The organism is Enterococcus sp. DIV0436a, assembly GCF_051711605.1.
Taxonomy (GTDB): domain Bacteria; phylum Bacillota; class Bacilli; order Lactobacillales; family Enterococcaceae; genus Enterococcus_B; species Enterococcus_B faecium.
This window is the reverse complement of sequence record NZ_JBIONA010000001.1, coordinates 1984308-2011303: the sequence shown is the minus strand read 5'-3', so window position 1 is coordinate 2011303 and position 26996 is coordinate 1984308. Positions and strand designations below refer to the sequence as shown.

Sequence of the window (26996 nt, the reverse complement as noted above, 5' to 3'; positions counted from 1 at the left end):
ATGGAAAAACAAACAAGAAGTGCACGACGAAAAGAAAAGCCAAAAGCGAACCAGGCAGGTTCGAATTTGGTGCTTGACCTGTTTCTAAAACTCCGCTATCTTATTGGCGTTTTAGTCATCGTGGTCATCGTTACTTTTAATTTAAACGGAAGTTCACTTGGTGTTTGGGATAAATATGTGTCGCAAAGAGACGATGGGAAAAAAACTGATGTGATTTTTGGACAGAATCGGGAAGTGCGGTCAGACGAATGGCTGGTGCAGACACCTTTTTACCTCTCACAAGCTGAAGAGGACTTTCCGTTGGTGAACGAGGATTATTCATTAAACGGACAAAACATGATCATTGCGTATAATTCTCCTGTAAAGGATATTACGGTTATCGGAAAACCATTCAACTGGGGATTCTTTTTCCTCGGAAGAGATCGAGGACTTTCCTTTTATTGGGCGATGAAATTAGTCGTCATGGTCTTGCTTGGATTCGAAGTACTGATGATATTAACGAAGAGAAAAAAAGCTCTATCGCTAATCGGTGCATTTGCGCTGACATTTTCTCCAGCAGTCCAGTGGTGGTTCATGCAACATGTGGGCGATTTGATTTTCTTTACTTTGGGACTGATGACTGCTTTTTATCATTATTTCTACAATCATGATAAAAAATGGCTACGAACGTTGATGATGCTTTTGGTGGTTATTTTCGGTATTGGGTTTATTTTAGTGATTTACCCAGCCCATCAAGTGATGCTGTCGTACTTGCTGATTTTTTATTTTGTTGGCCTGCTTATTTACTATAGCAAGAAAGTTTCATGGGATCTGTTGGATGTAGTGTTGATTGGAGGGGCAGTTTTATTTATTGGCGGAGTCATGGTTCATTTCTGGCTAACGTCAAAAGACGCATTGTTAGCTTCTTTGAATACCTTATATCCAGGAAAACGGGTAAGTACTGGAGGAAAGTGGACGATTGGCGAATTTTTTTCTTTCCTTACAAATTGGAAAATTCCTTTTGAAGATATCAACTATTCGAATAACTCTGAAGTGGCCCTGTTCTATCACTTTTTTCCAACTGTATTCCTAGCAAGTCCATTTGTGTTATTTGGCAAAAAAGATAGCGAACAAAAGTTACTGGGACGTATTTTGATGATTTTTTGTCTGTTTTCTATCTTTTGGATTACCGTTGGGTTGCCAAAATGGCTAGCAGAAATCACTCTGCTGTCTTATGTTCCTCCATTAAGAGCCATCCTTACTTTTAGTTTTGCGGCTTGTTTATTATCGATCTGGTTTATCGCTTATATTTGGAGAGAAGATGTTATTCCTATTTGGTATAAATTCATTTTGTTGGCAGTAAATGCATGGTCTTATTTCTATGCGATTACGCATTCGAAAATAGATAATTATTTTTCGGATTTTGAAACCATCGCAGTTGCTGTGTTGGGAACAGTGATTTTAGCTTTTGCATTATTTGGCTGGAGACGCTTGTTTTACCTCGCTTTTGCCGCCTTAGTTATCGTATCTGGCTTTTTCGTCAATCCAGTCGTAGAAGGTACAGGAGCGATTTTTGAAAAAACACTGGCAAAAGAAATCCAAAAAATCGATCAACAAGATCCTGGTAAAGTTTGGTTGTCTGAAGATGAATTATATAACTTCACCCCAACATTGGGAGTGAAATCCTTCAATACAGTACGCTTTTATCCAGATATAGCTGCATGGAAGAAAATCGATCCGAAAGAAGAATACGAGAAGTATTATAATCGGTATGCTCATACAAGAGCTTTTATCGCTAAGGAAGATACAAAGTTCATTTTAGATCGTCCAGATATGTTTTCGGTCACGTTGAATTTTGAAGACGCAGAAAAATTAGGGATCGACTATGTGATCAGTAAACGACCATTAACTGATTACAACCAATTATATGAAGCGCAGTTCACGCAGCTATATGGACCGGATAAAGACGGTTATATGATTTTTAAAGTAGAATATCCGGATTATCCAGATGTACCACAAACACAAACTCAGGAAAATCAGCTAGTCGTACAGTAATAGGCTAGCTGAGAATAATCCTGAAATATTAGTAGAAAGGAGAGTGGAGATAATTCAAGCAATCGTACAAAAATTTGTCAACAAAATGAGTGTCGGTTTCTTGCTTTTGTTGCTGACGCTAGTCTTTTTTGTTTGGACAGCAGGGTTAGGTTTTCCAGCAACTTTGTTTATATATAACAATAGTTCATTACTTATCGCTTTTAGTGTGGCTATTTTGCTCATTTTAAATGTTTATAAAGCAAAAGGCGTCGATTTTCTTTATCTAGGTGTTGCGCTTGCCCTTTTCATTTTCTTTTCTTACTTTCGGGAATTAAGAAATGAGTCTTTATTTGGAGATTTACTGTTTCCTTTGATTATTTTATTTTGTTTAGTAATTAAATGGATCGAGTGGACAAAATGGGATCGCGGTATTTATCTGATTGTCTTTACGGTCTTCCTCGGAATCACGTTATATCGTGTATTTACAGAGATCCAAGTACCAGAAGGACAAAGCATCTGGGCTCCAGGCAATTCGCTTTCTGATATTTGGATCAATACGAATACAATCGGAAGTTCTTTGATGACTCTTGCTTTATTGATCAGTGGATTTGCCAGTTCTTTTGAACGATGGTATGTACGAATCATCGGTGCAGTAGCAGTTGTTGCAGCCTTTTTAGGTATTTGGGTCTGCCAATCTAGAGGTGCATTAGTCGCGTTGATTGTTTTTGCGATATTGGATCTTTTACCTAAATCGTTGATGCGTGTCATTCGTGCGCCATTTATTGCCTACACGGTTACGATTCTTTTAGCTTTGCCGATTTCTTATTTGGCGGCTGTCTCTGAAAAAGTCAATTTGTTTACCGGTCGAGAAGATATTTGGCATAAATTCTATCAGACGCTAGGAGAAAAATCTGAACAAGTTTTACTAGGAATGAAAACATTTATCTTCCAACGAGGAAACCAATTTTTAGGAAACCACAATAGTTATAATTCTATTTTGAATATCTATGGATTGATAGGATTTGGGATTGCTGCTTTGCTGCTTATCCTTTTTATTGGTCGCTTAACGTTGAAAGCAGATTTATCCAACGGGCAGATGACTTTTATCTGGGCCTTTTTTGCGGTGATGATGCAGTCATTTATGGAGGATACATTGACTTCATACCCATGGGTTCCGATTATTTATATCCTGTTGGCTATGGCCGTTCATCGATATGATGAACCAGAAGTTGCGGAGGAATTCTATGTTATGGAAGAGGCATATGACGATATGACTTATGATGATACATCTTATGAGGAACAACCAGATAGCGCTCATTCTTCCAGGATCCAACGCTATCATTGATAGGCACAAAATACGAGAGAGGCTGTGACAACCGTCGCAGCCTTTTTTGGTTTATTGCAATTGTCTAGCATCTTCTGTAAAATAGAAACGTTAGAGAAAATCTTGTATCATAGAAAATTAAGAAAGAAATAAGAACGCAGCTCGGTACCAAAAATATGGTAAAATGGCACTTGACTGTAATTCACTGAAAATCGCTTGGAGGAACACAAATGTTTAAAGATTTGTATTTATTTATGAAGGACATTTATCAGAACAGAAAATTACTGCTACAGTTTTCGATCAATGACTTCAAATCAAGATATGCAGGATCGTTTTTAGGAATCTTATGGGCGTTTATCAATCCGCTATTTACTGTATTGATTTATTGGCTGGTATTTGGTGTTGGACTGAAAGCACAAATGATCGATGCAAAATACCCATTTATCGTATATTTAGTTACCGGGATGATTCCCTGGTTCTTCTTCTCAGATGCATTTGCATCAACTACGGTTGTTTTTCGGGAATATACTTATTTAGTAAAGAAAGTCGTATTCAATATTCGTATCTTGCCCACGACGAAAATCCTATCCAATCTGTACACCCATTTATTCTTCATTCTGATTGGCATAGCTGTCGCGCTTATAAATGGTATATATCCTTCAGCAATGTCTTTACAGCTGATTTATTATTTATTTTGCATGTGTGCTTTCTTGACAGGATTGACTTGGCTGACGGCATCGATCCAACCATTTCTACCTGATATCATGCAATTAATTACGATCGTGCTGCAGTTGATCATGTGGACACTACCGATATTATGGAGCCCTAATCAGTTTGATTCAGGTCTTGTAAGCATATTGAAATTAAATCCGCTGTACTATGTTGTTCAAGGTTATCGTGAGTCATTTTTAAGTGAAGCTTGGTTCTGGGAGCATGGAACATATACTTTGTATTTCTGGGTTTTCACGTTAGTAATGTTCGTAATCGGCTCTGCAGTGTTCCGTAGATTGAAACCACATTTTTCAGATGTGCTGTAAGGAGAATAGCTATGACAGAATATGCAATTAGACTAAAAGATATCACAAAATCTTATAATATGTACGCAAAACCTTCGGATCGATTTCGTGAAGCCCTCAATCCTTTTAAGAAATCCTATCATGATGTATTTTATGCGTTGAAAAACGTGAATGTAGAAATAAAAAAAGGTGAGATGATCGGTTTCGTGGGAGAAAACGGATCGGGAAAATCTACAATGTTGAAAATCATTACGGGAGTACTGACACCAACATCCGGCACGATGGAAATCGAAGGAAAAATCTCAGCTTTGCTAGAACTAGGATCAGGATTCAATCCTGAGTATTCTGGCTATGAAAATATCTATTTAAATGGAATGGTTCTAGGATTTTCAAGAGAAGAAGTCGATGAAATGGTCGATGATATCATTGAATTTGCTGATATTGGCGACCATATTTATCAACCTGTAAAAACCTATTCAAGTGGGATGTTCGTTCGTCTAGCTTTTGCTGTAGCGATCAATGTGAATCCTGATATTTTGATTGTGGATGAAGCATTGGCAGTAGGAGATCTTGAATTCCAACTGAAATGTATGGAAAAATTTACAGAAATTAAGAACTCGGGAAAAACGATTTTATTCGTTTCTCATGATATTAGTTCGATTCGCCGTTTTTGTGATCGTTCCTATTGGTTGAAAAATGGAGAAGTTGTCGAATATGGTGATACGATGGAAGTAACGACGAATTACGAAAACTTTTTGAAGAAAAAATCAGTTAAAACAGTAGATCGAAATAAAAACCAAGTAGAACGCTTCGCAGCTCCAGATATCGTAGACGTGACGAAAGCCGAATTGTTGGATAAAGATAAAAATCCAGTGGATATGCTGGAACAAGGAGAAAAACTATACGTTAAAGTAACCTATGAAGTAAAAGACGATACAATCAAAAATCCAGTTTTAGGAATTGCTCTGCGTACAGTCGACAATTTTTATGTGTGCGGACTCAATACTCTACTAGATGGTATCAAGATCCCTTGGAAAAAAGGTGAGAATATCTTTTATCTGGAGTATGAAAAGTTAGGTTTGTTAGCTGGTGAATATTATTTTGACGTTGCGGTCTTTGAAGAAAATGCAACGGTTCCTTTGGTATACAAGACAAAATACATGAACTTGTTTGTCAGCGGTTCTTATATCGGAGAAGGCATCGTGGTCTTAGACCATAAATGGGAAGAAGGGACTCATAGCAATGAAATATGATTTTGAAATGGACCTAGATGAACAAAGCAGTGTGGGAAAAATTGCCGCACAGATCAAACCAGGAAGTAAAGTTTTAGAGTTTGGTCCTGGAAACGGCCGATTAACGAAACATTTGATCGGAGCAAAACAATGTGAAGTGAGCATTGTCGAGCTAGATAAGGAATTGTTCGATTTTGTCAGCGAGTTTGCCCAAGATGGATTTTATGGAGATATCGAAAGTTTTGAATGGGCAAACTATTATGCTGGACAAACATTTGATTACGTTTTGTTTGCCGATGTTTTAGAACATTTGGTAGATCCTGGAAAAACGTTGAAGAAAGTTAGAAAATTTTTGAATGAAGAAGGAGAAATTCTAATTACATTCCCTAACTTGGCGCATAATTCTGTCATGATTGATTTGTTCAATAATCAATTGCCATGGGCTTCTTATGGTTTGCTAGATGAAACTCATAATTCTTTTTATACTCATGATGGCTTCCAAAAAGTTTTTGAAAAAGCAGGATTATACATCAATATTGAAGATTATTTGTACTTAGCTGTAGGTGATACAGAATTAAAATCAACTTATGAAGAATTGCCGGAAGCTGTACGTTATGATTTCAAAATGCGACCATTTGGCGAAGTCTACCAATACTTCTTCTCATTGATGAAACATCCAGTAGCACAAAGTTCCATTGCGCAGCCACAAAATTCTAATTATGTGAAAGTATTAGAAGTAATCCAGCAAACGAAACAAGATGAAATAATTCAACAAATACCATTCAATAATTTCACAGGGGAAAATGAGACACTAAGTTTCCATGTATCAGAATTAGCAGAACGAATGGTGTTTCGCTTCGCGCAGCAACCTAGCTTTATCGAATTCAGCGCAGAAGCTGCTGGAGAAAAACTCACATTTATCGATTCAAATGCTGTAGTCAAAACAGTAAATGATTGTTATTTGTTTGATGGTAAAGATTTACCAGAGTTCTTTTTAACGGATATTGCAGGGAAAGAAGTGACTATCCATTGTCACTATCGTTTTATTGGAGAATTGACACCAACAATGAAAGAATTGCTGGAAACGATCCGTCCAATGGCTGAAGTTACAAAGCAGCTTTCTGAGAAAAATGATGAATTAGAAAGAGAAAATCATCATCTTATTGAGAATAATACAAGATTAGATCAGACGTTGAAAACAACCATAAATCGCTATTGCACGTTGTTGGAAAGTGATGAATGGACAATCAAACATAGATTAGGGCGACGTAAGAAAGAAACATCGAAAAAAATCCAAGAAAAAGAGCTTTCTCTATGTATTGACGAAAAAATCTGGGATGCAGAAACAAAGATATTGAAAATCATCGGGTGGGGAATCGCTAATTCGGATCGCCAACCATTGTCCTATAAGTTATCAGCCGACCAATCACCATTTTTTGAAGCAATTCCTGTTTTACGAGAAGAAGTCAATCAAGCAAAACAGCTAGCTGAAGGAGCAAAAGCAGGATTTGAACTGCGGATCCTTTGCGAGAAGGAACGTTCATTCTTAGTTGAAGCAGTGGCTCAAAATGGTCAATCATGGATCATTGAAATGTAAATAATGATTAACTTATAAAGATAAGGAGTAAACGAATCGTGCAAAAAAAAGAAATTGCCGTATTTATCGATCAAATCACTCGTGAACGGGCCACTGGCGATTTGCTTATTGTGGGCTGGGCAATTGATGAAGTGACCAAAAAAATCCCTACGATAAAGGTAGAAAAAGAAAATGTGATTGCTGAAGCAACACATGTCGTAAGATTGGATATCAATCATTTATATAATCTTGATGTTAAGACCCAAAGCGGTTTTAAGGTACGTTTATCAGGGAAAATGAGAGGAAAAGCAATCTTAGACTTCCAAACAGCAAGACATCAAAATGGCATAGCTGTGAAATTAAACGGTAAATATCCTTATGATGACGGCATTGAATCTTCATGGGAAAGAAAAAAAAGATTACTGAAAAAAGGGATAAATTATGCAAGGACTCATGGCGTAAAAAAAGCAATCCGCCGGGTCAAACTGGAATTGAAACCAGGATCGATCGACTATGCAGAGTGGATCAGTCGTCATGAGAAACCTGATCTGAAAGAGCAAAGGAAAGAAGTACAAGGATTTGCCTACCGCCCATTGATTTCCATACTTATGCCTGTCTATAACGTTGAAATCAAATGGCTCGAAAAATGCATTGATTCAGTACTTGATCAAACGTATGATCACTGGGAACTATGTATTAGTGATGATGCTTCTACTGATCCAGCTATCCGAAAGTGTCTAGAATCCTATCAAGCAAAAGATGATAGAATCAAAGTCGTTTTCCGACAAGAAAATGGACACATCAGTCTGGCAACTAATTCTGCATTGGAAATGGCAGAAGGAGAGTTTATAGCGCTCTTAGATAATGATGACGAATTACCTCCATTTGCCTTATATGAAGTGGCAAAAGTGCTAAACGTACATCCAGAACTGGATTTGATCTACAGTGACGAAGATAAAATCGATGCAGATGGGAATCGCTTTGACCCGCACTTCAAAGCAGACTGGTCTCCCGATACATTGATGGGAAATAATTATATCTCTCACTTAGGCGTATATCGGACAAGCATTGTTAAGGAACTTGGCGGTTTCCGTAAAGGATATGAAGGCTCTCAAGATTATGATTTGGTTCTTCGTGTGACAGAACAAATTCCTGCAGAACACATTTACCACATTGACCGTGTCTTGTATCATTGGCGGACGATCCCGGGATCAACTGCAAGCAATGGAGAAGCTAAAAGCTACATCTATGATTCTGGAGTGAAAGCATTGACAGATGCTCTATCTAGAAGAAATATCAAGGGAAGCGTACATCCTGGCAGAATTTCTGGTTTTTATGAAATCACTTATGATGTTTTGCAAGAAGACTTGGTCAGTGTGATCATTCCAACTAAGAATGGCTATGAAGATCTAAAAACTTGTGTGGATTCGATCATCGAAAAAACGTCTTATCCAAATTATGAAATCATTATTGCAGATAATGGAAGTACAGATCCTAAAATGCAAGAATTATTTGCAGAATACAAGCATCAGCTGAAAGACCGATTTATCGTCGAATTAATTGACATTCCATTCAATTATTCACGTATCAACAATCTGGCAGCAGAAAAAGCAAACGGCAAATACTTTTTATTCTTGAATAACGATACAGAAGTGATTGAACCTGACTGGATGACAGCGATGGTTTCTTATGCACAGTTTGATCGAATCGGCTGTGTAGGAGCAAAATTATTTTATCCGGATGATACAACGCAGCATGCAGGTGTATTATTAGGGATCGGTGGCGTTGCAGGACATGCATTGAATAACTATGATCGAACACATTGTGGTTACTTTGGCCGATTGGTCATTGACGTCAATTACTTAGCAGTCACTGCAGCTTGTATGATGGTCAAGGCAGCTGACTTCAATGCTGTCAATGGATTTGATGAAACATTAGAAGTAGCATTCAACGATGTTGACTTGTGCTTGAAAGTTTATGAACTGGGTCGTTACAATGTCTATGCACATCAAGCAGAATTGTACCATTTCGAATCTAAATCAAGAGGTTATGAAGATACACCAGAAAAACAAAGACGTTTTGCTGGGGAAATCAAAAAAATGCAAGATAAGTGGCCTTCTTATATTGCTCATGACCCATTTTATAACGATAATCTAACTAAAGAAGGAATCGGCGATTTTTCGTTGAGACCTGATTGATTAAAAGAACTGTATTTTCATTTTTATTAATGAAAATACAGTTCTTTTAATTTAATTATATGAATATTGTAACTTGTGAATAAGGAATTAGCAGGAGAATACTAGTTCAGCATAAAGGAAGTGATGGGACTTCTGAGACAACTTTCTGTTATGCAGAAATACACATATAAACAGACAATAAACGCTTTTCCCCGTTTCTTTTAATTTCCTTTACAATTTGGTTATTCACTAGGTTTTTAAACTTTGCTATGGTAAGATGATAGAGGCATTATTTTATGGTTAGGAGTGTATATATGAATAAAAATGGGGAGTGGAATGCGGCACGCAGAATATTCATTATTCTTATGGATGTACTTGTATTAAATGTGTCGATCTATCTTAGTTTTTTGCTGAAATTCCAGGGAGAAGTACCAGTGAGAAACTTAGAGACCTTTCAGCATTCAGCAATTTTTATTTCCATCATCTTTATTGCGTTGAATATTTTGTTAGGAGCTTATGTATTCTATAACCGAATGATCAGTGATATTGTCTTCATTACTGTTATTGGACAAGTACTAATAGCATTGGGGATCATGGTAGTTACTTTTGCTGGCCGATGGTTTGCATTTCCGCGTGGCGTCATTTTGATCTCGTTTATCCTAGGTACGATATTACTTAGTGTTTACCGGATAGTCGTTTACAAACTGTACTTAAGAGTCAGTCGTGATAAGAAAGTCCTTATCGTAGGTTTGGAGAAAGATGTCGCACCAGCTATCCAAAATTTTCAATCTAAGAAAAACAATAAACATAAGGTTGAAGCAGTGGCAATCGATAATTATTACGAAAATACAAAAAAATTGATCGATGATATGGATATCGTCTATTTGGCTTCTAAAATCCCAGAAGATGAAAAAATCAGCATTTATCAATTAGTGACTAAAAAAGAGAAGAAGTTATTTTTAAATACGACTTTTGAGAATCTGACAATGATAAATCCGAATATTATGAATTTTGAAGATGAAAGCATCATTGAAGCTTCTGGGTTCAGAATCCAACCAGAATACGAACTATTCAAGCGTCTCTTTGATATCATCGTTTCGCTTATTTTACTGATCCTCGCCTCACCTTTTATGCTAATCACAGCGATTTTGGTAAAAACAACTTCACCTGGACCAATCATCTATAAACAAGTACGTATTACGAAAAATCAAAAGGAATTTTCAATCTATAAATTCCGTTCCATGAGCGCGACAGCTGAAGCAAAATCAGGACCAGTCTTGGCTAAAAGTAACGATGCACGTGTGACACCAGTAGGTAAATTTATCCGTGCTGTACGTTTTGACGAATTACCTCAAATCTTTAATGTATTGAAAGGCGATATGTCGATTGTCGGTCCAAGGCCAGAAAGACCATTTTTCGTTGATCAGTTCAATGAAGAAAATCCTTATTATTATTTAAGACACAATGTACGTGCGGGAATTACCGGATATGCACAAGTATACGGAAAATATGTATCAGATTATAACAGTAAACTACGTTTTGATTTGTTGTATATCAAAAAATATTCATTACTATTAGATTTGAAGATTTTACTTCAAACAATCAAAATCTTATTTGATAAGATGTCATCTCAAGGACTAGATGAAGATGAAAATATTAGTTCATTAGCAGAAATCGACTTTTCACAAGAGAAAATTTATCGCTAGGCTGGAGGAAAGAAATGAAATGAGCCATCCGATATTTAGTATAATTATTCCAATTTATAATGCAGAAGACACGATTGCTCATACAATAGAAGTTTTAAAAAATCTGGCATTCGAAGAATATGAAGTGATTTTGGTCAATGACGGTTCAACGGACAAAACAGAACAGCTGATTCAATCAGCTATCCAAGGAGATAGTCATTTTCAACTTTTTACAACCGAAAACCAAGGCCCTGGACTTGCTCGAAATGAAGGCATCAAGCAATCTACAGGGAAATATGTATTATTTTTCGATGCAGACGATGAGCCAGTCAAAGAAATTTTGGCAGATTATCAGCAGTTGTTTGAACAGCATCCTGAAGCAGATTTGCTTATCAGTTCTTTTACATTCCGTACGTTAAGCGGGGAAGAAATTATTTCGGAAAAGGACTATCTTGTTCCAGAATACCAATATACAGATCATAAACAGTTCGTGGATGATATGTATCAACTGATGAATCAACAGCTGATGTATGTGGTTTGGAACAAATGTTACAAGAGGGAAATCTTGATGGAAAAACAGATTTTATTCAAAAATTACAGCAGTTGTGAAGACCGTATCTTCAATTTGAACTATTATGAACATTGTCAGCAAGTAGTATTGAATCCAAGAATCGAGTATATCTATCATTTTGAAGGTGGAAAAGGGATAACCAACCAATATAAACCGAATAAATTTGAAACCTTTAAAGAATTTTATGAATTAGCAAATGTCGTGACAAGTGATAAAGATAAACCAGGTATGGCTTCTCTTCTTTTAAAAGGAACAACCTCTGTGATTTTTTCTATTTATGAGAATTCTGAGCGAACTGCTAAAGAAAAAAGAGAAGAAGCCATGCATATTTTGAATGATCCAGCCATCCAAGAAGCTAAAAAGATTGCATTGACTGATTCTAGCGCGAAAAAAGTAACAAAATGGCTGTATAATTTGCCAGCTCCTCTCTTATTATCTGCGGTGAAAGCTGGCAGCTTTGTGGAAGTGAAAATGCCAAGCATCATGGCATTGTTGAAGAGAGTTTATTAAAAAAGTCGGAATAAGGGGTTGTGACTGTCTTTTGTCACAACCCTTTTAAAAACAAAAAATAGCTATTTATCTATCCGTTTTCAGTCAGTAAAGAAAGAACCATTTGCATAAGATTGAAAACCGCCTCTATTTATGAGAAAATAGGGAAGATTAATAAAAGAATGGTTGAGGCAACTATAATGTACAGTACAGATCCTGAATTAAAAAAAATTCAAAAAGTAAATCTCGAAATGGCACAATACTTTGTAGATTTTTGTAAAAGTCACGATTTGTTGTGTTATTTTTGTGGTGGCGGCGCAATCGGAGCAATCCGGCATAAAGGTTTTATCCCATGGGATGATGATTTAGATTTTTTCATGCCTAGAAGGGATTATGATCGTTTAGCAGAATTATGGGAAACCGGCCCACAAAAAGATAAATTTGTTTTATTAAGACCAGCTCTGACGAATCACGATCGGAACTCCTTTACAACTATCCGTAACGTCCATACGACCTTTATCAAAACGTATCAGGAAGATTTAGATATCCCTCATGGTATCCAATTAGATATTTTTCCATTAGATACTGCACCTGAAAAGCAAACTGAACGGAAAAAGCAAAAGATATGGGCAATGATCTATGCGATTTATCGAAGTCAGCAAGTACCGCAAAACCATGGGAAAGCGATGGAATTAGCTGGAAAGCTATTGTTAAATAGTGTATCTGCAAAAACGAAGTATAAAATATGGAGATATGCTGAAAAGCAGATGACCAAATACAATGATAATCCAACGAATTTCGTTACAGAACTTTGTGTCGGACCTCGATATATGGGGAATGTTTATCCTGCAAAAGACTTTGAATCTGCTGTGTGGGTGCCATTCGAAGATACAGAGATGCCAGTACCGATTGGTTATGATAATTATTTAAGTCAAGTTTTTGGTGACTATATGCAGCTTCCGCCTGAAAAAGATCAGGTTTCTCATCATGAAGCAGTTTATATTGATCCAGAACATCCATACACAATGTACAAAGGAAAATATTATTTAACTAAAGGAGCAGAAAAAAAATGATTACAGCTATTATTATTGCCGGTGGTGTGGGTAAACGAATGGGACAAGATATCCCAAAACAGTTCATTACAATTGAAGGAAAACCTATTATTATCTATACTTTAGAATCATTTCAACACCATCCTCAAGTTGACCGGATTTTAGTCGTTTGCAAATCTGGTTGGGAAGAAACGATGTGGGCGTATATCAAAGAATTCAATATTAGCAAAGTCAAATGGGTCATTACAGGTGGATCAAAAGGACAAGAGTCGATCAATAATGGTGTTCAGTTTTTGAAAGACTATTCTGAAGATGATGATACGATCATCATCCATGATGGAATCCGTCCACTAGTAGACGAACTGGTATTGTCAGATGTAATCGTTAAATGTAAAGAATTTGGTAACGGTGTAACCTCTCTACCTTACAACGAACAAATTTTTATCAAGAAAACAGAAGAAACGACGGAACAGTATGTCGATCGTAACACATTGAGGCGTGTCTCAACTCCACAAGCTTATCAATACGGAAAACTACGGGCAGCATATGACCGGGCAGTGAAAGAAGACATCGGTATGACTGATTCTTCTTATACGAATACCATGATGGTAGATTTGGGAGAAACTTTATATTTTGCTGCTGGTTCTGATAAAAATATCAAATTGACAACAACAGATGATCTAGAATTGTTCAAAGCATATTTAAAAATGAAAGACTAGGTGAAAGATGATGACGTTGATTAAACAACCAATGTACCAAGAAGATTTGGCAAAAGTAATCAATCATACACCAAAAATAAAACAGCTACATGGAAAATCCGTTCTGATGATTGGTGCTTCTGGAATGATTGGCTCTTTTTTGATTGATACGTTGATGGCTGCTAATGAACAACTAGGCATCAAAATCAAAGTTTATGCAATGGGCAGAAACCGTCAGAAGCTTGAAAAAAGGTTTGCCAGTTATCTTGAATTAGATACTTTCGAAATTGTTGAAGGTGACGTCACAGAACCCTTACCAAAAGAAATTCAAGCTGACTATTTGATACACGGTGCAAGTAACACACATCCTAAGGCTTACGCAACTGATCCAATCGGTACGATCATGACTAATCTTGCAGGTACAGAGCAAGTATTGAAACATGCAGTAGCAACCCAACCGGTTAGAGTATTATTTTTATCAACAGTAGAAATCTATGGCGAAAATCGAGGCGATATAGAAAAATTCACAGAAGATTACTGTGGATACATCGATTGTAATACACTGAGAGCAGGCTACCCTGAAGGAAAAAGAGTCAGTGAATCATTATGCCAAGCCTACATCGCAAAACACGACCTCGACATCGTGATTCCAAGGCTTTGCCGTACGTTTGGTCCGACGATGCTTTTATCTGATACGAAAGCATCCTCACAATTTATTTTAAATGCAGTCGAACAAAAAGATATTGTTTTAAAAAGTGAAGGAAACCAATATTTTTCGTATGTATATGTTGGAGATGCTGTTTCTGCTACTCTTCATTTACTGCTTGAAGGAGAAAAAGGAGAGGCGTACAACGTTTCTTCAGAAAACTTTGATTTACGACTAAAAGAATTAGCCCAACAGCTAGCTGATATCAGCGGCAAACAAGTAATTTTTGAATTGCCGGATGAGATTGAACAAAAAGGTTTCTCAAAAGCTAGCACAGCGATACTTGATAACAAGAAAATCAAAGAAAATGGTTGGTATCCAATATTTGAATTGAAAGAATCATTGATACACACAGTAGAATTAGTTAAAGGTGAGAAGCAAAATGTGTGAGATTAGTATTATTGTTCCTGTCTATAAAGTAGAACCTTATTTAAGAAAATGTGTAGATTCAATCTTAGCACAAACATTTACTGATTTCGAAGTGATATTAGTAGATGACGGTTCTCCTGACAATAGCGGTAAAATATGTGATGAATATGCATCGAAAGACAGTCGTGTCCGTGTTATCCATAAAAAAAATGGCGGATTAAGTAGTGCAAGAAATGCCGGGATTGATGTGGCACGAGGAAAGTATTTAGGTTTTGTTGACAGTGATGATTATATCGAAAAAGATATGTATGAACTTTTGTACGACAACATTGTCAAAGAACAAGCAGATCTTTCTATTTGTGGGATTTATGATGTATATGAGGGGAAAAAACCAGTAAATAAACCAACTATCAAAAAAACGGTAACTGCAACGGAAGGATTGTTATTAATATTACATGGAAATATTATTTCTGTTCATGCTGTGAATAAACTATACAAACGAGAGCTGTTTTCTACACTCCGCTATCCTGAGGGAAAATATCATGAAGATTCTTTTGTTATTGTTGATCTTTTAGACCGTTGCAAAAAAATAGCAATAGATTCAAAGCAAAAATATTATTACTATCATCGTTTAGATAGTATAAATACGGAAACATTCTCTGCCAAACAATTTGAGTTCATTGAAGCATGGGTGATAAACGAGAATAAGCTAAGAGGAAGAGGCAAAAAAATTGAAGAAGCTGCGCACCAAAGAGTCTGTTTTGCCAATTTTTTAGTTTTAGATAAAATTGTAACAGCCAAGGCAACCAACTTGCCAGAGACCAAAAAAATCGTTCATTATCTAAGAAATAATTTCCTATTTATTATGAGAAATCGAATTTTTACGAGAAGTCGCAAACTTTCCATGCTTTTATTGCTATTTAGTATTCATTTATATAAATTTCCTGTGGAGTTGAGAAGAAAAAAATTGGCCAATAATAAATAGCAATGTTGGATTTTAACTAAAAGATTTTTAAATTTCATGGATAAATATAGATTATCGGAGGTTCATATGTCTAGTAATGTTTTAGAACGAATAGAAAAAATAGGGAATAAACTATCATTACCATACATCATTTTTTTCGAGTTGGTTTTAATAGCAAGAATGGTTAGTGTCTATTCGACACTTCCAACAAAAATTGATTCAATTTTTACATTGATAATCATTGTATTTTCAGGAATAGTATTTTTTTGTCATTTTTTTCCTATGATACTAAAAAAAAAGAAGATACAAATTGAATACTGGTTAGTCTTATTTATAGTTATATTGGTTATAACTACTTTAATCAATCACTCTTATGCATTTACAGAAAATATCAAACTTATTATTTGGCAATGTATTTTTTTCTTTTGTGTATTTGAAGTTGGAAGAACAAATAACCAGCGTATTTTTAAAATTTTTGAATATGTTTTGCTTATCGTTTGGACAGTTCTTACGAGTATTGCCTTGTATTTGTTTTTCGCACACGTCAATTTTTCAATGCCTGTAAAAACATTGTATTACGGAATGAGAATAGGATTTTATGAAAACCGATTATATGGGATCTTTGTTGATCCAAATTATGCCTGCACTATTTCTTTAATCTGTATATTATTTGCTATAAGAAACATAATTAAAAATAAAAAAATTATTCAAAGAACACTATACTCGTTTATAGCTTTGATTCAATTCAGTTATGTAGCTCTTTCAGGATCTAGATCAGGTATTATACAATTAATGGCTGCAACCTTCTTTGGTGTTTTTTTTGTTTATTTATATAAGAATCCTACAAATCGTAAATTTGTTGCTACCAAACTCGTTCAAGCTGTATTATCAGCAATAGTCTGTTCAGCTATTGCTTATGGTGGAGTGTCGTTTGTTCAATCCGGTTACATTTTTTTGGGGAATGAAATCCATGTAAGCAGTCCTAAGATGTTAGATAGTTTTGAAAAAAGAACGCCAGCTAACACAGAAAATAATAAATTGTCTGCTAAAAGACCCGATGTAGAAGAGAATACGGATATTTCAAATAGTCGATTTAAATTATGGAAAAGTGCAACAGAACTTATGAGGTTAAACCCATTATTCGGAGTTACGCCAAAAGGATTTGTAGATGTTGCTAAAGAAAAAATTCCTGAGACTCATATAGCAAGAACTGGGCAAACACCGCACAGTGCCTTTTTCTATTTGCTAGCAGCCACTGGTATTACAGGAACGATTATTTTCGTAGTATTTTTAATCACTAAAATGGTGAATTCTCTTCGAATCCTTTTTTCTAATAACAATAAAGATTATATTGAATTCATTATTGATAATCAGGTTGTACTGGTTATTTTGGTATCAAGCCTACTGATTACAGAAATTGTTCTTACACGGCGTACAGCAACTTTTGTCTTTTGGTTGTATTTAGGAAAACTTCAGCACACTTTTGATTTGATGAAAGTGAAATTACGTAATAAGAAATAGTTGTTTGATATAGGCGGCTTTAGGAGAGTACAAAAATGAAAAAATTAACGATGATAGAGGTACAGCAAAGAGCAGTGAATATTTTGATGTATATTGATAAGATTTGTCGAAAAAATGAGTTGAAATATACAATTTTTTACGGCAGTTTGATTGGGGTAGAAAGACATAAAGGTTTTATTCCTTGGGATGATGATATTGATATAGTTATGCCAAGGCCAGACTACAACAAGCTGATTGATTTATTGAAAACAGATGAAAATTATACGTTATTAGCTTTTGAAACTAGAACACACTATCGCTACCCTTTTGCGAAACTTATAGATCCCAATACAATTGCAAAAACAAAACAATATTTTGGTGGGGAAGACCCTGACTTAGGTGTCTTTGTAGATATATTTCCTATTGATGGAATACCAGATACAGAAAAAGAAAGAGAAAAATTGAGAGAAATTACAGAGCAATATCGTTTGAATCTGATGGACACATTTAAATGGTGCTATGCTCGGAGTTTTTATTTTTCAAAAGCTTTAATAAAACTTATTATGCGGTATCCATATCACCGAAAATTATTAAAAGAAGGAAATGATAGATATTGGAGAGATAAGTATCAAGAGATGGCCAAAAGTATTCCTTTTGGGGAAACTAAAACATGTGGTTATATGGAATGGATTCATATTAACTGGGGTGTTTTTCCAACAGAATGGTTTCATGAATTTGAAGATGTAGAATTTGAAGGTCATAAAGTCATGGCTATCAAAGATAGAAAAAAATTCTTGAAGTTGCGTTATGGAAACTACATGGAAATGCCTCCTGAAAAAGAGCGAGTAACACACCATCCTTATGATTTTTATGAAAAGTGATCCAACTGATTTGATTATCTAAATACAAACCACAGATTTTTAAAAATTAGAGAGAGTGAAATTTTATGTATGAGCAACTAAGTACGTCTGTTGTAATGGCTACATACAATGGTGAAAAGAATATCTTGGAACAATTAGATTCACTACTAAGCCAGACAAAAAAAATCAATGAAGTACTGATTTGTGATGATTGTTCTACTGATAATACAGTTGATATTATCAGTAGTTTTATTGAGAAAAACAATTTGTCATCAACTTGGCATTTAAAAATTAACGAAAAAAATCTAGGATGGAGAAAAAATTTCTTTCATTTATTAAATTTAGCTAGCCAGGATATCATATTTACGTGTGATCAAGATGATATTTGGCACGAAACAAAAATTGAAGAGATGAGTAGCCTCTTCAGAAATAAGAAAATTCAAGTATTAGTTACGGATTATCATGAATTAGTAGAACTTGGCGGTTTATGTGAAGAACTGAAAAAAGTTGATACAGAAAAAAATGAGCAACAAATAGAAGAGCGAGTCATTTTTAATGAGAATAATTTGTTTCTCCGAAGACCAGGGTGCGTCTATGCAGTTAGGAAAGAATTTATCCCACAAGTTAATCTCTATGCGTCTAACATGGAAAACCCGGTTCATGATATGTCGATGTGGGGGAGCGCGGTTCTAACAAATGGTTTATATTTATTGAGAAAACCGTTGATAGAATGGAGAAAACATGGACAAAGTTCTTTTAAAAAAGAAATAGATCAGTCAAATAAAGAGCAATTATACTACAAAAGGCTCATGACTTTGCAAAGAAGATTGCAACGTGTTGAAGCTGCCAGAAATTACTTGATAAATAATGTGACTATAGTAGATTATGACAAAAAGAAAAAATTACTGGATAATTTGATTAAAGAGTTAGAAATGCGTATTTACATGTTAGAAAAAGAAAAAATACGAACAGTTATTTTCTCGTTCTGGAAATACAAACATAAATTTTATTTTGGAACTGATATCTATCATCTTCTAAAACATAAGTATAAAAAGTGAGGATATCAATATGAATACTAAAGCAAAATCAGTTATAAAAAATCTTTATTATACAGTAGCCGCAAATTTTGCTACATTAGGTATCTCAATCTTGCTTAATTTATTTGTACCAAAACTATTGGGAGTAACAGAGTATAGTTATTGGCAGTTGTATGTGTTCTATTCTTCATACGTAGGCTTTTTGCATTTTGGATGGATTGATGGAATCTATTTAAAAATAGGAGGGGAAGAATATAATAAACTTGATAAACGCTCGCTCGGATCACAGTTTTGGTATCTAACGATTTTTGAGTTCTTTGTTTCAATAGCTATAGTTGTTTGGGCTTATTTCTTTATGCCAAACAGTTCCCAATCACTTATTTTAATATTGACAGCTGTTGTTTCAGTGATTACGATCGTTAAAACTTTTATTCTGTATATTTTCCAGTCGACGAATCGAATAAAAGAATATGCACAGCTTTCTAGGAATGATCGCTATCTTTATGTCTTGTTTATTGCTATTTACTTTGCTTTAGGCGGCAGAGATTTTTATTGGCTGATCATTATGGATATCGCTTCTAAATTGATCGTGACACTTTGGGGAATGTCTCGAATCAAAGATATGTTGCAAGTCAATATGATTAGTCTAAAAGAACTTGTCCCTGAAATTTTTGATAATATCAATATTGGTAGTAAGTTAATGTTGAGTAGTATTGCTAGCATGCTCATTCTTGGAACTATTCGATTCTTCGTACAACAACGATGGTCAATTGAAACTTTTGGTAAACTATCCTTTACATTGAGTATTTCAAATATGTTCCTAACATTTGTCAATGCAGTAGGAATTGTTATGTTTCCATTATTAAGAAGGACAAATCAGCAAAGACTCCCTGAACTCTTCCGTATCTTACGGGACTTATTTGTTCCTTTAACCTATGGTTTATTGATTTTTTACGTCCCAGCAAAAATTGTTTTGACCATGTGGCTACCCGAATATACGGAAAGTCTGAATTTTATGGGAATCTTGTTTCCAATCGTCATTTATGAAGGAAGAATGTCTTTACTTATCAATACGTATTTAAAGAGCTTGCGTAAAGAAAAAACGATATTGATGGTCAATGTGATGACGCTATCCTTTTCATTAGTGGCTTCATTAGTCATTATATTTGTGATAGGTAACTTGAATTTAGCAGTAGGCTTGATATTGTTGAGTCTAGCGTTTCGATGTAATTTAGCAGAATATTTTCTTTGTCGTGGAATGAAATTACCTGTTGGATACAGACAATTGGTAGAAACGATTCTAACGATTGCTTTTATCTTTAGTAACATCTGGTTTGGCGGTAACTTTATTAGTCTAGGTATCTATAGCTTGATTTATGTGATTTATTTGCTATATGTACATCGCAGCTTCCTTGCTAGCTTTGGTGAATTCCGCTCTCTACTAAAAGATCGTTAAGCTAAGCTATATTGAAATATAAAATAATACAGAGTAAGTCCGATTAGGATTTACTCTGCTGTTTTTATTTTTTGAAGCGATTAATTTGTTAAATTCGGCAATCAGCACATACTGGCAGTATATTCTTTATATAGTTTTTCCTGGTTAAAAATGGTAAACTAACTGTATTAAGTATGAGAATGCATAATTGGAGTGAATTTGATGGATACTATATTGATTACTGGCGGAGCTGGTTTTATCGGTTCAACGCTAGCGAATTATTTGGGAAAAGAAAACAAAATCGTAGTAGTCGACGATTTATCAATGGGAAAAAAAGAAAACTTGGATATGGAGAAACAAGTGACTTTCATTGAGGGGGATGTATCAGATCCTCAATTGATGGAAAGAATCATGAAACAGTATCAGTTTGCCTATATTTTTCATTTAGCTGCTGTAGCTAGTGTGGCAGATTCTGTAGAACGTCCTCTAGAAACTCATCGTGTAAATTTTGACAGTGCGCTTTTATTGCTTGAATTGGTACGAAAATATCAATCTGGTTTAAAACGATTGGTATTTAGTTCATCAGCTGCAGTTTATGGCGATGAACCAACGTTGCCAAAAAAAGAAGAATCGGTCATCCGTCCTTTAACACCATATGCCATCGATAAGTTTGCAGCAGAACAATATGTTTTGGATTACTGTCATTTATATGATGTTCCGACTAGTGCTGTCCGATTTTTTAACGTTTATGGTCCAAATCAAAATCCTAACTCTCCATATAGCGGAGTTATTTCGATTCTAGTGGACCGATACAAAAAACAATTGGCAGGAGAAAAAACAGAATTTACTTTATTTGGTGATGGTAGCCAATCTAGAGACTTCGTTTATATAGAAGATGTTATACAAGCACTTTTACTTGTTGCTAAGGAAGAAAAAGCTTTAGGACAGCAATTCAATGTCGGTACAGGAAAAAGCACTACGCTACTTGAATTGATTCATTCAATTGATCAAATCTTAGGAACAGAGCTAGCGCTTAAATATGAAGCGGAGCGTTCAGGGGATATTCGTGATTCTTTAGCGGATATTTCAAAGATCCGTTCTTTAGGTTATCAACCCAAATTTGATATATTGAACGGAATGGAACGTTATTTAAAGACAGAAATCGATTAAAACAAAAAACCAGCATCCTGCTGGTTTTTTTGTTTCGACTTAGCTTTTTAAATTAACACCGTCCATCAGTTCGTAAATCTGATTTCTTAAATCAGTGGCCGGCAATTTGATGTTTTTATCAGATTGGATATTACTTTCCATGACGATTGCATCTTTTGTGTCTTTTTTCATCGCCGCTACTGCATGGAATCGATTGATATTTCCCTGAGCAAGGATATAATCATTTCCACTGTAAACACCGCCGCTGTAAGGATGTTTATCACCATTATTTTGCCACAATGAGAAAAGTAGTTCTTTTGGTATAATATCGCCAGACAGAACACTGGTAAAGAATTTGTTCAAGTCATAAACAGACATACTTATATTTCCTGTGCCTAATTCATTTCGGATGTCTGTTTCAGGCTCGACCAATGCTTTTGAATAATCGTCAGTTGCAGACATTTGGTAAGATACAGCATGCTGAGGGGAATTTTTTACATTTTCATAAAAATCTGTATGTTCTAGATGGAGTGGCCGAATGATTTCTTTTTTTAAAAGAGTTTCATAAGGCTGATTCGTTAGTTTGATCAATACCCCTGTAAGCAATGTATAATTTAATGGTTCATAATGATACGTATCATAATCAGTAAATTTCAAATGATGAAGGGCAAACTGAATGATCTCACTATCTGACATAGGTTTTTTTGGAGAAGCGGTTCGATGAAGACCAGAGCGCATGTAAAGCATATTTTTGATTGAGATTTGCTGACTTCCAGGAATCTGAGGATAAAATTCAGATAGCTTTGTGTCAAAAGTTATCTTGCCAGATTGAATTTGTTTTAGGATAAGTAAAGCAGTCATCGCTTTTTGGATCGAACCGATTTGATAGTAAAGAGAAGGAGAATTCGATTCTTTTATGCGTAGATTTGCGTACCCATATCCTTTTTCTAATATCACTCGATTATTTTTGCGTACATAAATCGAACCGATATAATCTGATTTTTGCAGTAATTGATCAATTTTGCTGGCAAGCATCTGCTCATTAGATGTTAAATTGGAAGCAAGTTGTGCGGGTTCCGTTTTATAAATTTGTGGTTGAGGTTGTTTTGTTAATTGCCATCCTGTAATGATGCCTGTTGAAAAGAAGCTGACAGCCAGCAACAAAACTGCGAGAAAAGAAAGAGAGATCTGCTGTTTTTTTTGATGTTTTCCTTTTGCCATGTTAATTCCTTTCTATCCATTTTTAACTATTTTTCATTGTAATCCTCAAAAAGAGCATTTGCCACTTACAATTTTGACATAATATTTGGTAAAATAATTCACGGCAGTAGAAATTTCATGTATAATAAACAGAGTTACGAAGATGATAGTAAGGAGGAGTTGTTTTGTCAGGAAACAAACAACACCCAAGCAAAGACAAAAAAGAAGCCAGTAAGGCAGCTACAGCAGATATAATCGACAAGCGGAGAAATCTGCGTAAAAAAGAAGATAAGATCGTGAGGAAGATCATTTTAGTGATCGCTCTTACATTATTGATTATTGGCGGATTTCTCGGGTTTACCGTATATCGTTATGTAGATAGCGGGTTGAAGCCTTTAGATAAATCGGACGACCAATTAGTCCAAGTGGAAATCCCAAGCGGCTCTTCTAATAAGCAGATTGGCGAAATTTTGGAGAAAGACAATATTATTAAAAGTGGGATTGTTTTCAATTATTATACAAAATTTAAAAACTTAACTGGCTTTCAAGCTGGTTATTATCAGTTAGCGCCTAATATGACTCTTGATGAGATTGGCAAGCAGTTGCAAGAAGGCGGCACATCTGAGCCAACAAAAGTTGCAGATGGGAAAATTGCCATTCCAGAAGGCTACGACATCGATCAGATTGCTGAGCGGGTAGCGAAGGTAACTGGTAAAGACAAGAAAGAATTTTTAGATTTAGTAAATGATGAGACTTTCTTTAACGAGTTGTATCAAAAATTCCCAGAATTGTTGGAAAGTGCCTCTAAAGCTGAGAACACAAAATACCGTTTGGAAGGCTACTTATTCCCAGCTACTTATGATTACTACACGAGTACTTCGCTTAAGGATCTTGTGATTGAGATGGTGAACAAGACAAATACGGTCATGCAAAACTATTATTCAGCTATCAAACAGAAAAATTTGACTGTACAAGAAGTTTTAACTTTGGCCTCTCTAGTTGAAAAAGAAGGCGTAAAAGAAAATGATCGTAAAAATATTGCACAAGTCTTCTTTAACCGAATCAAGGCAAATATGCCACTTCAGTCAGATATCTCTGTTTTATATGCATTAGGAGAACATAAAGAATTGGTGACGTATGAAGATACAGCTGTAGATTCACCATACAATTTGTATACCAATACCGGCTATGGGCCTGGTCCTTTTGACAATCCAAGCGAAGAGGCAATCAAGGCAGTATTAGAACCAGCAGAAAATGACTATTATTATTTCGTAGCAGATACGAGCACTGGAAATGTTTATTTCGCTAAAACGTATGAAGAACATATGGAACTAGTGCAAAAATATGTAAATAATTCTTAGAAAAACAGGGGCTAGTCATTGATCATTTTTAGAAAAACATTTACATTTTAAGAAAAGCGTGGTAATCTTTTTTGGACTATATTCCTCAAAAGATTACCTTTTGCGGTATTTTATCGAAAAAAGGAGACGTTACACATGGTAGAGAAAGTTTATCCAATGACTCTAGAAGGTAAAGAAAAATTAGAAAAAGAATTAGAAGAACTAAAAACAGTTAAACGCGGAGAAATCATTGAACGAATCAAAATCGCTCGCGGTTTCGGAGATCTTTCCGAAAACTCCGAATACGAATCAGCTAAAGATGAACAAGCATTTGTTGAAGGAAGAATCACAACAATTGAAAATATGATCCGTTTTGCACAAATCATCGATAATGACGGCGTAGATGCAGATGAGGTATCGATCGGTAAAACAGTTACGTTCATCGAGTTGCCTGATGGAGATGAAGAAGAGTACACGATTGTCGGAAGTGCTGAAGCAGACCCGTTTTCTGGAAAGATTTCCAATGATTCTCCTATCGCGCAAGCATTGATTGGCAAACGTAAAAATGATGAAGTAACCATTGCTACACCAGGTGGCGATATGTTAGTTAAAATCGTCAAAGTAGAACAAGCGTAGTCTGACTGAAAGATCTAGAGAGTTCATCTTACTGATGACGCACTCTAGATCTTTTCTCTTTGAGTATTGCAGGTTTCACTGAACGATCTTACATCTAAAGTCCTATAGCCAACAGTCAAAAAAATAGGTATGATGAAATGAGAATGTGTCAGGAGGGAGAAAAAGCGATGAATAGTTCTTGGCGTTTTTTTGTGGTAGTCGAAGCACTGCTGCTGTTATTTGCTGTTTGGCAAATCGTAAACAATACTGGACTTTTGCTTTTAGTAATATTCGGTATTTTCAATATATATCTAGCTATGCGCAAATATCCTCGTACTAAATTTCAAAATTTTCAATTGATCTTAGGGAGCTTGGTCATTTTTTTTAGCTTAGTCAACAGTCCTGCTTTATGGATGATGGTTGTATTGGCCGTTTTATTTATCGGGCTGAAAGGTGTAGAGATTTCAGGAATAGATTTGACAAAAAATGCTTTTTGGCGAAAAAAACAGATCATGATGGTCCAAACAGAGCAATTAAAAACACATAATAATGAGCGTAAAAGACAGCAATTATTTGGTAACCAACGTATTGGAAACGACGTCTATGAATGGGATGATATCAACATTGCCATCATTTCTGGTGATACTATCATCGATTTGGGCAATACACTTTTGCCAAAAGATGATAATATTGTGATTGTAAGAAAAGGGATAGGCAGAACACGGATCTTAGTACCCCTGGGAGTGGCTATTCGTTTAGAGCATGCGACATTAGTAGGAAATGTCTTGTTTGAAGAAGAGCAGTTTTCCTTAAAAAACGAACAGATCAAAATCTGCAGCAGTGATTATGATGAAAATCCTCGCAGATTGAAGATCATTACCAATACCTTGGTTGGAGATGTCGAGGTGATACGAATATGATGGGAAGAATATCCAAAGCAATGCTAGCTGTTTATTCGGGGATTGCGGCTTTCCTTATTATTCTATTTTCACTTTTCACTTATTTTTATGCCAGTAACCAAAGTCATTGGTGGGGAGAATTGCTGCGTGCGCGTTTATTATACGTTCCGCTTATCTTCCATTTGATGGCAATTTCATTAGGTGTAGGATTGATCGTATTTCTATTGTTATCACTTATTCAAAAGGCAAAATACGGGAAAATCGAAGAAAAGCTTCGTGCACTTTCTTCTGGCAATTATGAATCCAAACTTTTGCATCAGCCGATCCCAAGCGCGTCGGATGATCTGTACATCAAAGATATTGATATGGAAATTACTAAAATAAAAGAAAAAATGATCGAAGTATCCAGTGAATTACAGATTATGACTAGCCGTCCTCAATATGTAGATGGACAAACCAAAGAAGAGATTTTAGAATTAGAAAGGCATCGATTAGCTCGTGAGCTTCATGATTCAGTTTCACAGCAATTATTTGCAGCGATGATGATGATGTCGGCATTGACGGAGCAAGCAGAAAAAAGTGAGACACCAGAAATGTTCCGTAAGCAGTTGAAAATGGTGGCAGAGATCATCAACGCTTCCCAGTCTGAGATGCGTGCGCTGCTTCTTCATCTGCGTCCAGTCAATTTAGAAGAAAAAAGTTTAAAACAAGGCATTGAGCAGTTATTGAAGGAATTGCAGAATAAAATCCAGATTTCGCTAAAATGGGATGTAGAAGATGTAAAATTAACTAGTTCCATTGAGGATCACTTGTTCCGAATCGTTCAAGAATTGTTATCAAACACATTAAGACATGCTAAGGCTAATGAATTAGAAGTCTATTTGCATAAAATAGATAACAATCTTTTATTACGTATCATTGACGACGGGACAGGATTTAATATGAATGAAACCAAAACGGGAAGTTATGGATTGAACAATATCAAAGAACGAGTAGCTGGTATTGGTGGAACAGTAAAAATCATTAGTTTTAAAGGGCAAGGTACGAGCGTGGAGATCAAGGTCCCTTTGATGAAGGAGGCATAGATAA

General features: G+C 35.5%; 22 protein-coding genes. 21 read left to right on the top strand and 1 reads right to left on the bottom strand.

Going from position 1 to position 26996, the window contains the following annotated elements; genetic code table 11:
- The 17 genes from IGL15_RS09825 to IGL15_RS09745 all read left to right on the top strand — a co-directional run bounded on the left by IGL15_RS09825 (position 1) and on the right by IGL15_RS09745 (position 21874).
- Positions 1-2034 (top strand): DUF7657 domain-containing protein, encoded by a 2034-nt coding sequence (locus IGL15_RS09825; RefSeq protein WP_104765414.1) that lies wholly within the window; start codon positions 1-3, stop codon positions 2032-2034.
- Positions 2035-2077: 43 nt separating this feature from the next.
- A complete protein-coding gene (locus IGL15_RS09820; RefSeq protein ID WP_010726385.1) occupies positions 2078-3358 on the top strand; it encodes an EpaQ family protein in 1281 nt (426 codons plus the stop codon).
- Positions 3359-3567: 209 nt separating this feature from the next.
- Complete coding sequence (locus IGL15_RS09815) at positions 3568-4374, top strand: ABC transporter permease (RefSeq protein ID WP_002289081.1); 807 nt, start codon at positions 3568-3570, stop codon at positions 4372-4374.
- An 11-nt stretch (positions 4375-4385) separates the two neighbouring features.
- Complete coding sequence (locus IGL15_RS09810; protein WP_002289079.1) at positions 4386-5606, top strand: ABC transporter ATP-binding protein; 1221 nt, start codon at positions 4386-4388, stop codon at positions 5604-5606.
- Entirely contained in the window at positions 5596-7182 is a 1587-nt protein-coding gene (locus IGL15_RS09805; protein ID WP_104765415.1) for a class I SAM-dependent methyltransferase, read from the top strand. The genes IGL15_RS09810 and IGL15_RS09805 overlap by 11 nt, the downstream gene beginning before the upstream one ends.
- Before the next feature lie 38 nt (positions 7183-7220).
- Positions 7221-9359, top strand: coding sequence for a glycosyltransferase family 2 protein (locus IGL15_RS09800; protein WP_104765416.1), 2139 nt, complete (start codon positions 7221-7223; stop codon positions 9357-9359).
- A gap of 293 nt (positions 9360-9652) precedes the next feature.
- Complete coding sequence (locus tag IGL15_RS09795; RefSeq protein WP_010727881.1) at positions 9653-11044, top strand: sugar transferase; 1392 nt, start codon at positions 9653-9655, stop codon at positions 11042-11044.
- Positions 11045-11063: 19 nt separating this feature from the next.
- The gene (locus tag IGL15_RS09790; protein WP_010777076.1) at positions 11064-12104 is read left to right on the top strand and encodes a glycosyltransferase family 2 protein; all 1041 of its coding nucleotides are present in this window, start codon (positions 11064-11066) and stop codon (positions 12102-12104) included.
- 179 nt (positions 12105-12283) lie between these two features.
- Positions 12284-13156, top strand: coding sequence for a LicD family protein (locus IGL15_RS09785; protein ID WP_104765417.1), 873 nt, complete (start codon positions 12284-12286; stop codon positions 13154-13156).
- Positions 13153-13854, top strand: coding sequence for an IspD/TarI family cytidylyltransferase (locus IGL15_RS09780; protein ID WP_002297058.1), 702 nt, complete (start codon positions 13153-13155; stop codon positions 13852-13854). Before IGL15_RS09785 ends, IGL15_RS09780 begins: the two co-directional genes overlap by 4 nt.
- A gap of 7 nt (positions 13855-13861) precedes the next feature.
- Positions 13862-14929, top strand: a complete 1068-nt coding sequence (locus IGL15_RS09775) for an NAD-dependent epimerase/dehydratase family protein (protein ID WP_104765418.1) — start codon at positions 13862-13864, stop codon at positions 14927-14929.
- Positions 14922-15893 carry a glycosyltransferase family 2 protein gene (locus IGL15_RS09770; protein ID WP_104765419.1) on the top strand — a complete coding sequence of 324 codons (972 nt, stop codon included), beginning with the start codon at positions 14922-14924 and terminating at the stop codon, positions 15891-15893. Before IGL15_RS09775 ends, IGL15_RS09770 begins: the two co-directional genes overlap by 8 nt.
- A 66-nt stretch (positions 15894-15959) precedes the next feature.
- Positions 15960-17393: an O-antigen ligase family protein gene (locus IGL15_RS09765; protein ID WP_002330257.1), complete on the top strand. Its 1434-nt coding sequence runs from the start codon at positions 15960-15962 to the stop codon at positions 17391-17393.
- 35 nt (positions 17394-17428) lie between these two features.
- Positions 17429-18253 (top strand): LicD family protein, encoded by an 825-nt coding sequence (locus tag IGL15_RS09760; RefSeq protein ID WP_002295416.1) that lies wholly within the window; start codon positions 17429-17431, stop codon positions 18251-18253.
- 65 nt (positions 18254-18318) lie between these two features.
- Positions 18319-19290 carry a glycosyltransferase gene (locus IGL15_RS09755; RefSeq protein WP_002295415.1) on the top strand — a complete coding sequence of 324 codons (972 nt, stop codon included), beginning with the start codon at positions 18319-18321 and terminating at the stop codon, positions 19288-19290.
- Positions 19291-19300: 10 nt separating this feature from the next.
- Positions 19301-20725, top strand: a complete 1425-nt coding sequence (locus tag IGL15_RS09750; RefSeq protein WP_002328616.1) for a lipopolysaccharide biosynthesis protein — start codon at positions 19301-19303, stop codon at positions 20723-20725.
- Between the two features lie 201 nt (positions 20726-20926).
- Positions 20927-21874, top strand: coding sequence for an NAD-dependent epimerase/dehydratase family protein (locus tag IGL15_RS09745; RefSeq protein ID WP_002295412.1), 948 nt, complete (start codon positions 20927-20929; stop codon positions 21872-21874).
- A 39-nt stretch (positions 21875-21913) separates the two neighbouring features.
- On the opposite strand, the gene IGL15_RS09740 is transcribed toward IGL15_RS09745, so the two are convergent.
- Entirely contained in the window at positions 21914-23074 is a 1161-nt protein-coding gene (locus tag IGL15_RS09740) for a serine hydrolase domain-containing protein (protein WP_104765420.1), read from the bottom strand.
- A 164-nt stretch (positions 23075-23238) separates the two neighbouring features.
- Here IGL15_RS09740 and mltG point away from each other — a divergent pair, with 164 nt between their 5' ends.
- The 4 genes from mltG to liaS all read left to right on the top strand — a co-directional run bounded on the left by mltG (position 23239) and on the right by liaS (position 26992).
- Positions 23239-24414, top strand: a complete 1176-nt coding sequence (gene mltG / locus IGL15_RS09735) for an endolytic transglycosylase MltG (RefSeq protein ID WP_002295410.1) — start codon at positions 23239-23241, stop codon at positions 24412-24414.
- 135 nt (positions 24415-24549) lie between these two features.
- Positions 24550-25029 carry a transcription elongation factor GreA gene (gene greA, locus IGL15_RS09730; protein WP_002295409.1) on the top strand — a complete coding sequence of 160 codons (480 nt, stop codon included), beginning with the start codon at positions 24550-24552 and terminating at the stop codon, positions 25027-25029.
- Positions 25030-25196: 167 nt separating this feature from the next.
- Entirely contained in the window at positions 25197-25928 is a 732-nt protein-coding gene (liaF, locus tag IGL15_RS09725) for a cell wall-active antibiotics response protein LiaF (protein WP_002295408.1), read from the top strand.
- Positions 25925-26992, top strand: a complete 1068-nt coding sequence (gene liaS / locus IGL15_RS09720; RefSeq protein ID WP_002318624.1) for a two-component system sensor histidine kinase LiaS — start codon at positions 25925-25927, stop codon at positions 26990-26992. The genes liaF and liaS overlap by 4 nt, the downstream gene beginning before the upstream one ends.
- The last annotated feature ends 4 nt before the right edge of the window (positions 26993-26996 follow it).

Coding starts and splice junctions, on each gene's coding strand:
- IGL15_RS09770 (WP_104765419.1), top strand. CDS start 14,922: ATGTGTGAGATTAGTATTATTGTTCCTGTCTATAAAGTAGAACCTTAT.
- IGL15_RS09765 (WP_002330257.1), top strand. CDS start 15,960: ATGTCTAGTAATGTTTTAGAACGAATAGAAAAAATAGGGAATAAACTA.
- IGL15_RS09785 (WP_104765417.1), top strand. CDS start 12,284: ATGTACAGTACAGATCCTGAATTAAAAAAAATTCAAAAAGTAAATCTC.
- IGL15_RS09805 (WP_104765415.1), top strand. CDS start 5,596: ATGAAATATGATTTTGAAATGGACCTAGATGAACAAAGCAGTGTGGGA.
- liaF (WP_002295408.1), top strand. CDS start 25,197: ATGAATAGTTCTTGGCGTTTTTTTGTGGTAGTCGAAGCACTGCTGCTG.
- greA (WP_002295409.1), top strand. CDS start 24,550: ATGGTAGAGAAAGTTTATCCAATGACTCTAGAAGGTAAAGAAAAATTA.
- IGL15_RS09750 (WP_002328616.1), top strand. CDS start 19,301: ATGAATACTAAAGCAAAATCAGTTATAAAAAATCTTTATTATACAGTA.
- IGL15_RS09775 (WP_104765418.1), top strand. CDS start 13,862: ATGATGACGTTGATTAAACAACCAATGTACCAAGAAGATTTGGCAAAA.
- IGL15_RS09740 (WP_104765420.1), bottom strand. CDS start 23,074: ATGGCAAAAGGAAAACATCAAAAAAAACAGCAGATCTCTCTTTCTTTT.
- IGL15_RS09790 (WP_010777076.1), top strand. CDS start 11,064: ATGAGCCATCCGATATTTAGTATAATTATTCCAATTTATAATGCAGAA.
- IGL15_RS09825 (WP_104765414.1), top strand. CDS start 1: ATGGAAAAACAAACAAGAAGTGCACGACGAAAAGAAAAGCCAAAAGCG.
- IGL15_RS09780 (WP_002297058.1), top strand. CDS start 13,153: ATGATTACAGCTATTATTATTGCCGGTGGTGTGGGTAAACGAATGGGA.
- IGL15_RS09755 (WP_002295415.1), top strand. CDS start 18,319: ATGTATGAGCAACTAAGTACGTCTGTTGTAATGGCTACATACAATGGT.
- IGL15_RS09745 (WP_002295412.1), top strand. CDS start 20,927: ATGGATACTATATTGATTACTGGCGGAGCTGGTTTTATCGGTTCAACG.
- IGL15_RS09810 (WP_002289079.1), top strand. CDS start 4,386: ATGACAGAATATGCAATTAGACTAAAAGATATCACAAAATCTTATAAT.
- IGL15_RS09815 (WP_002289081.1), top strand. CDS start 3,568: ATGTTTAAAGATTTGTATTTATTTATGAAGGACATTTATCAGAACAGA.
- liaS (WP_002318624.1), top strand. CDS start 25,925: ATGATGGGAAGAATATCCAAAGCAATGCTAGCTGTTTATTCGGGGATT.
- IGL15_RS09760 (WP_002295416.1), top strand. CDS start 17,429: ATGAAAAAATTAACGATGATAGAGGTACAGCAAAGAGCAGTGAATATT.
- IGL15_RS09795 (WP_010727881.1), top strand. CDS start 9,653: ATGAATAAAAATGGGGAGTGGAATGCGGCACGCAGAATATTCATTATT.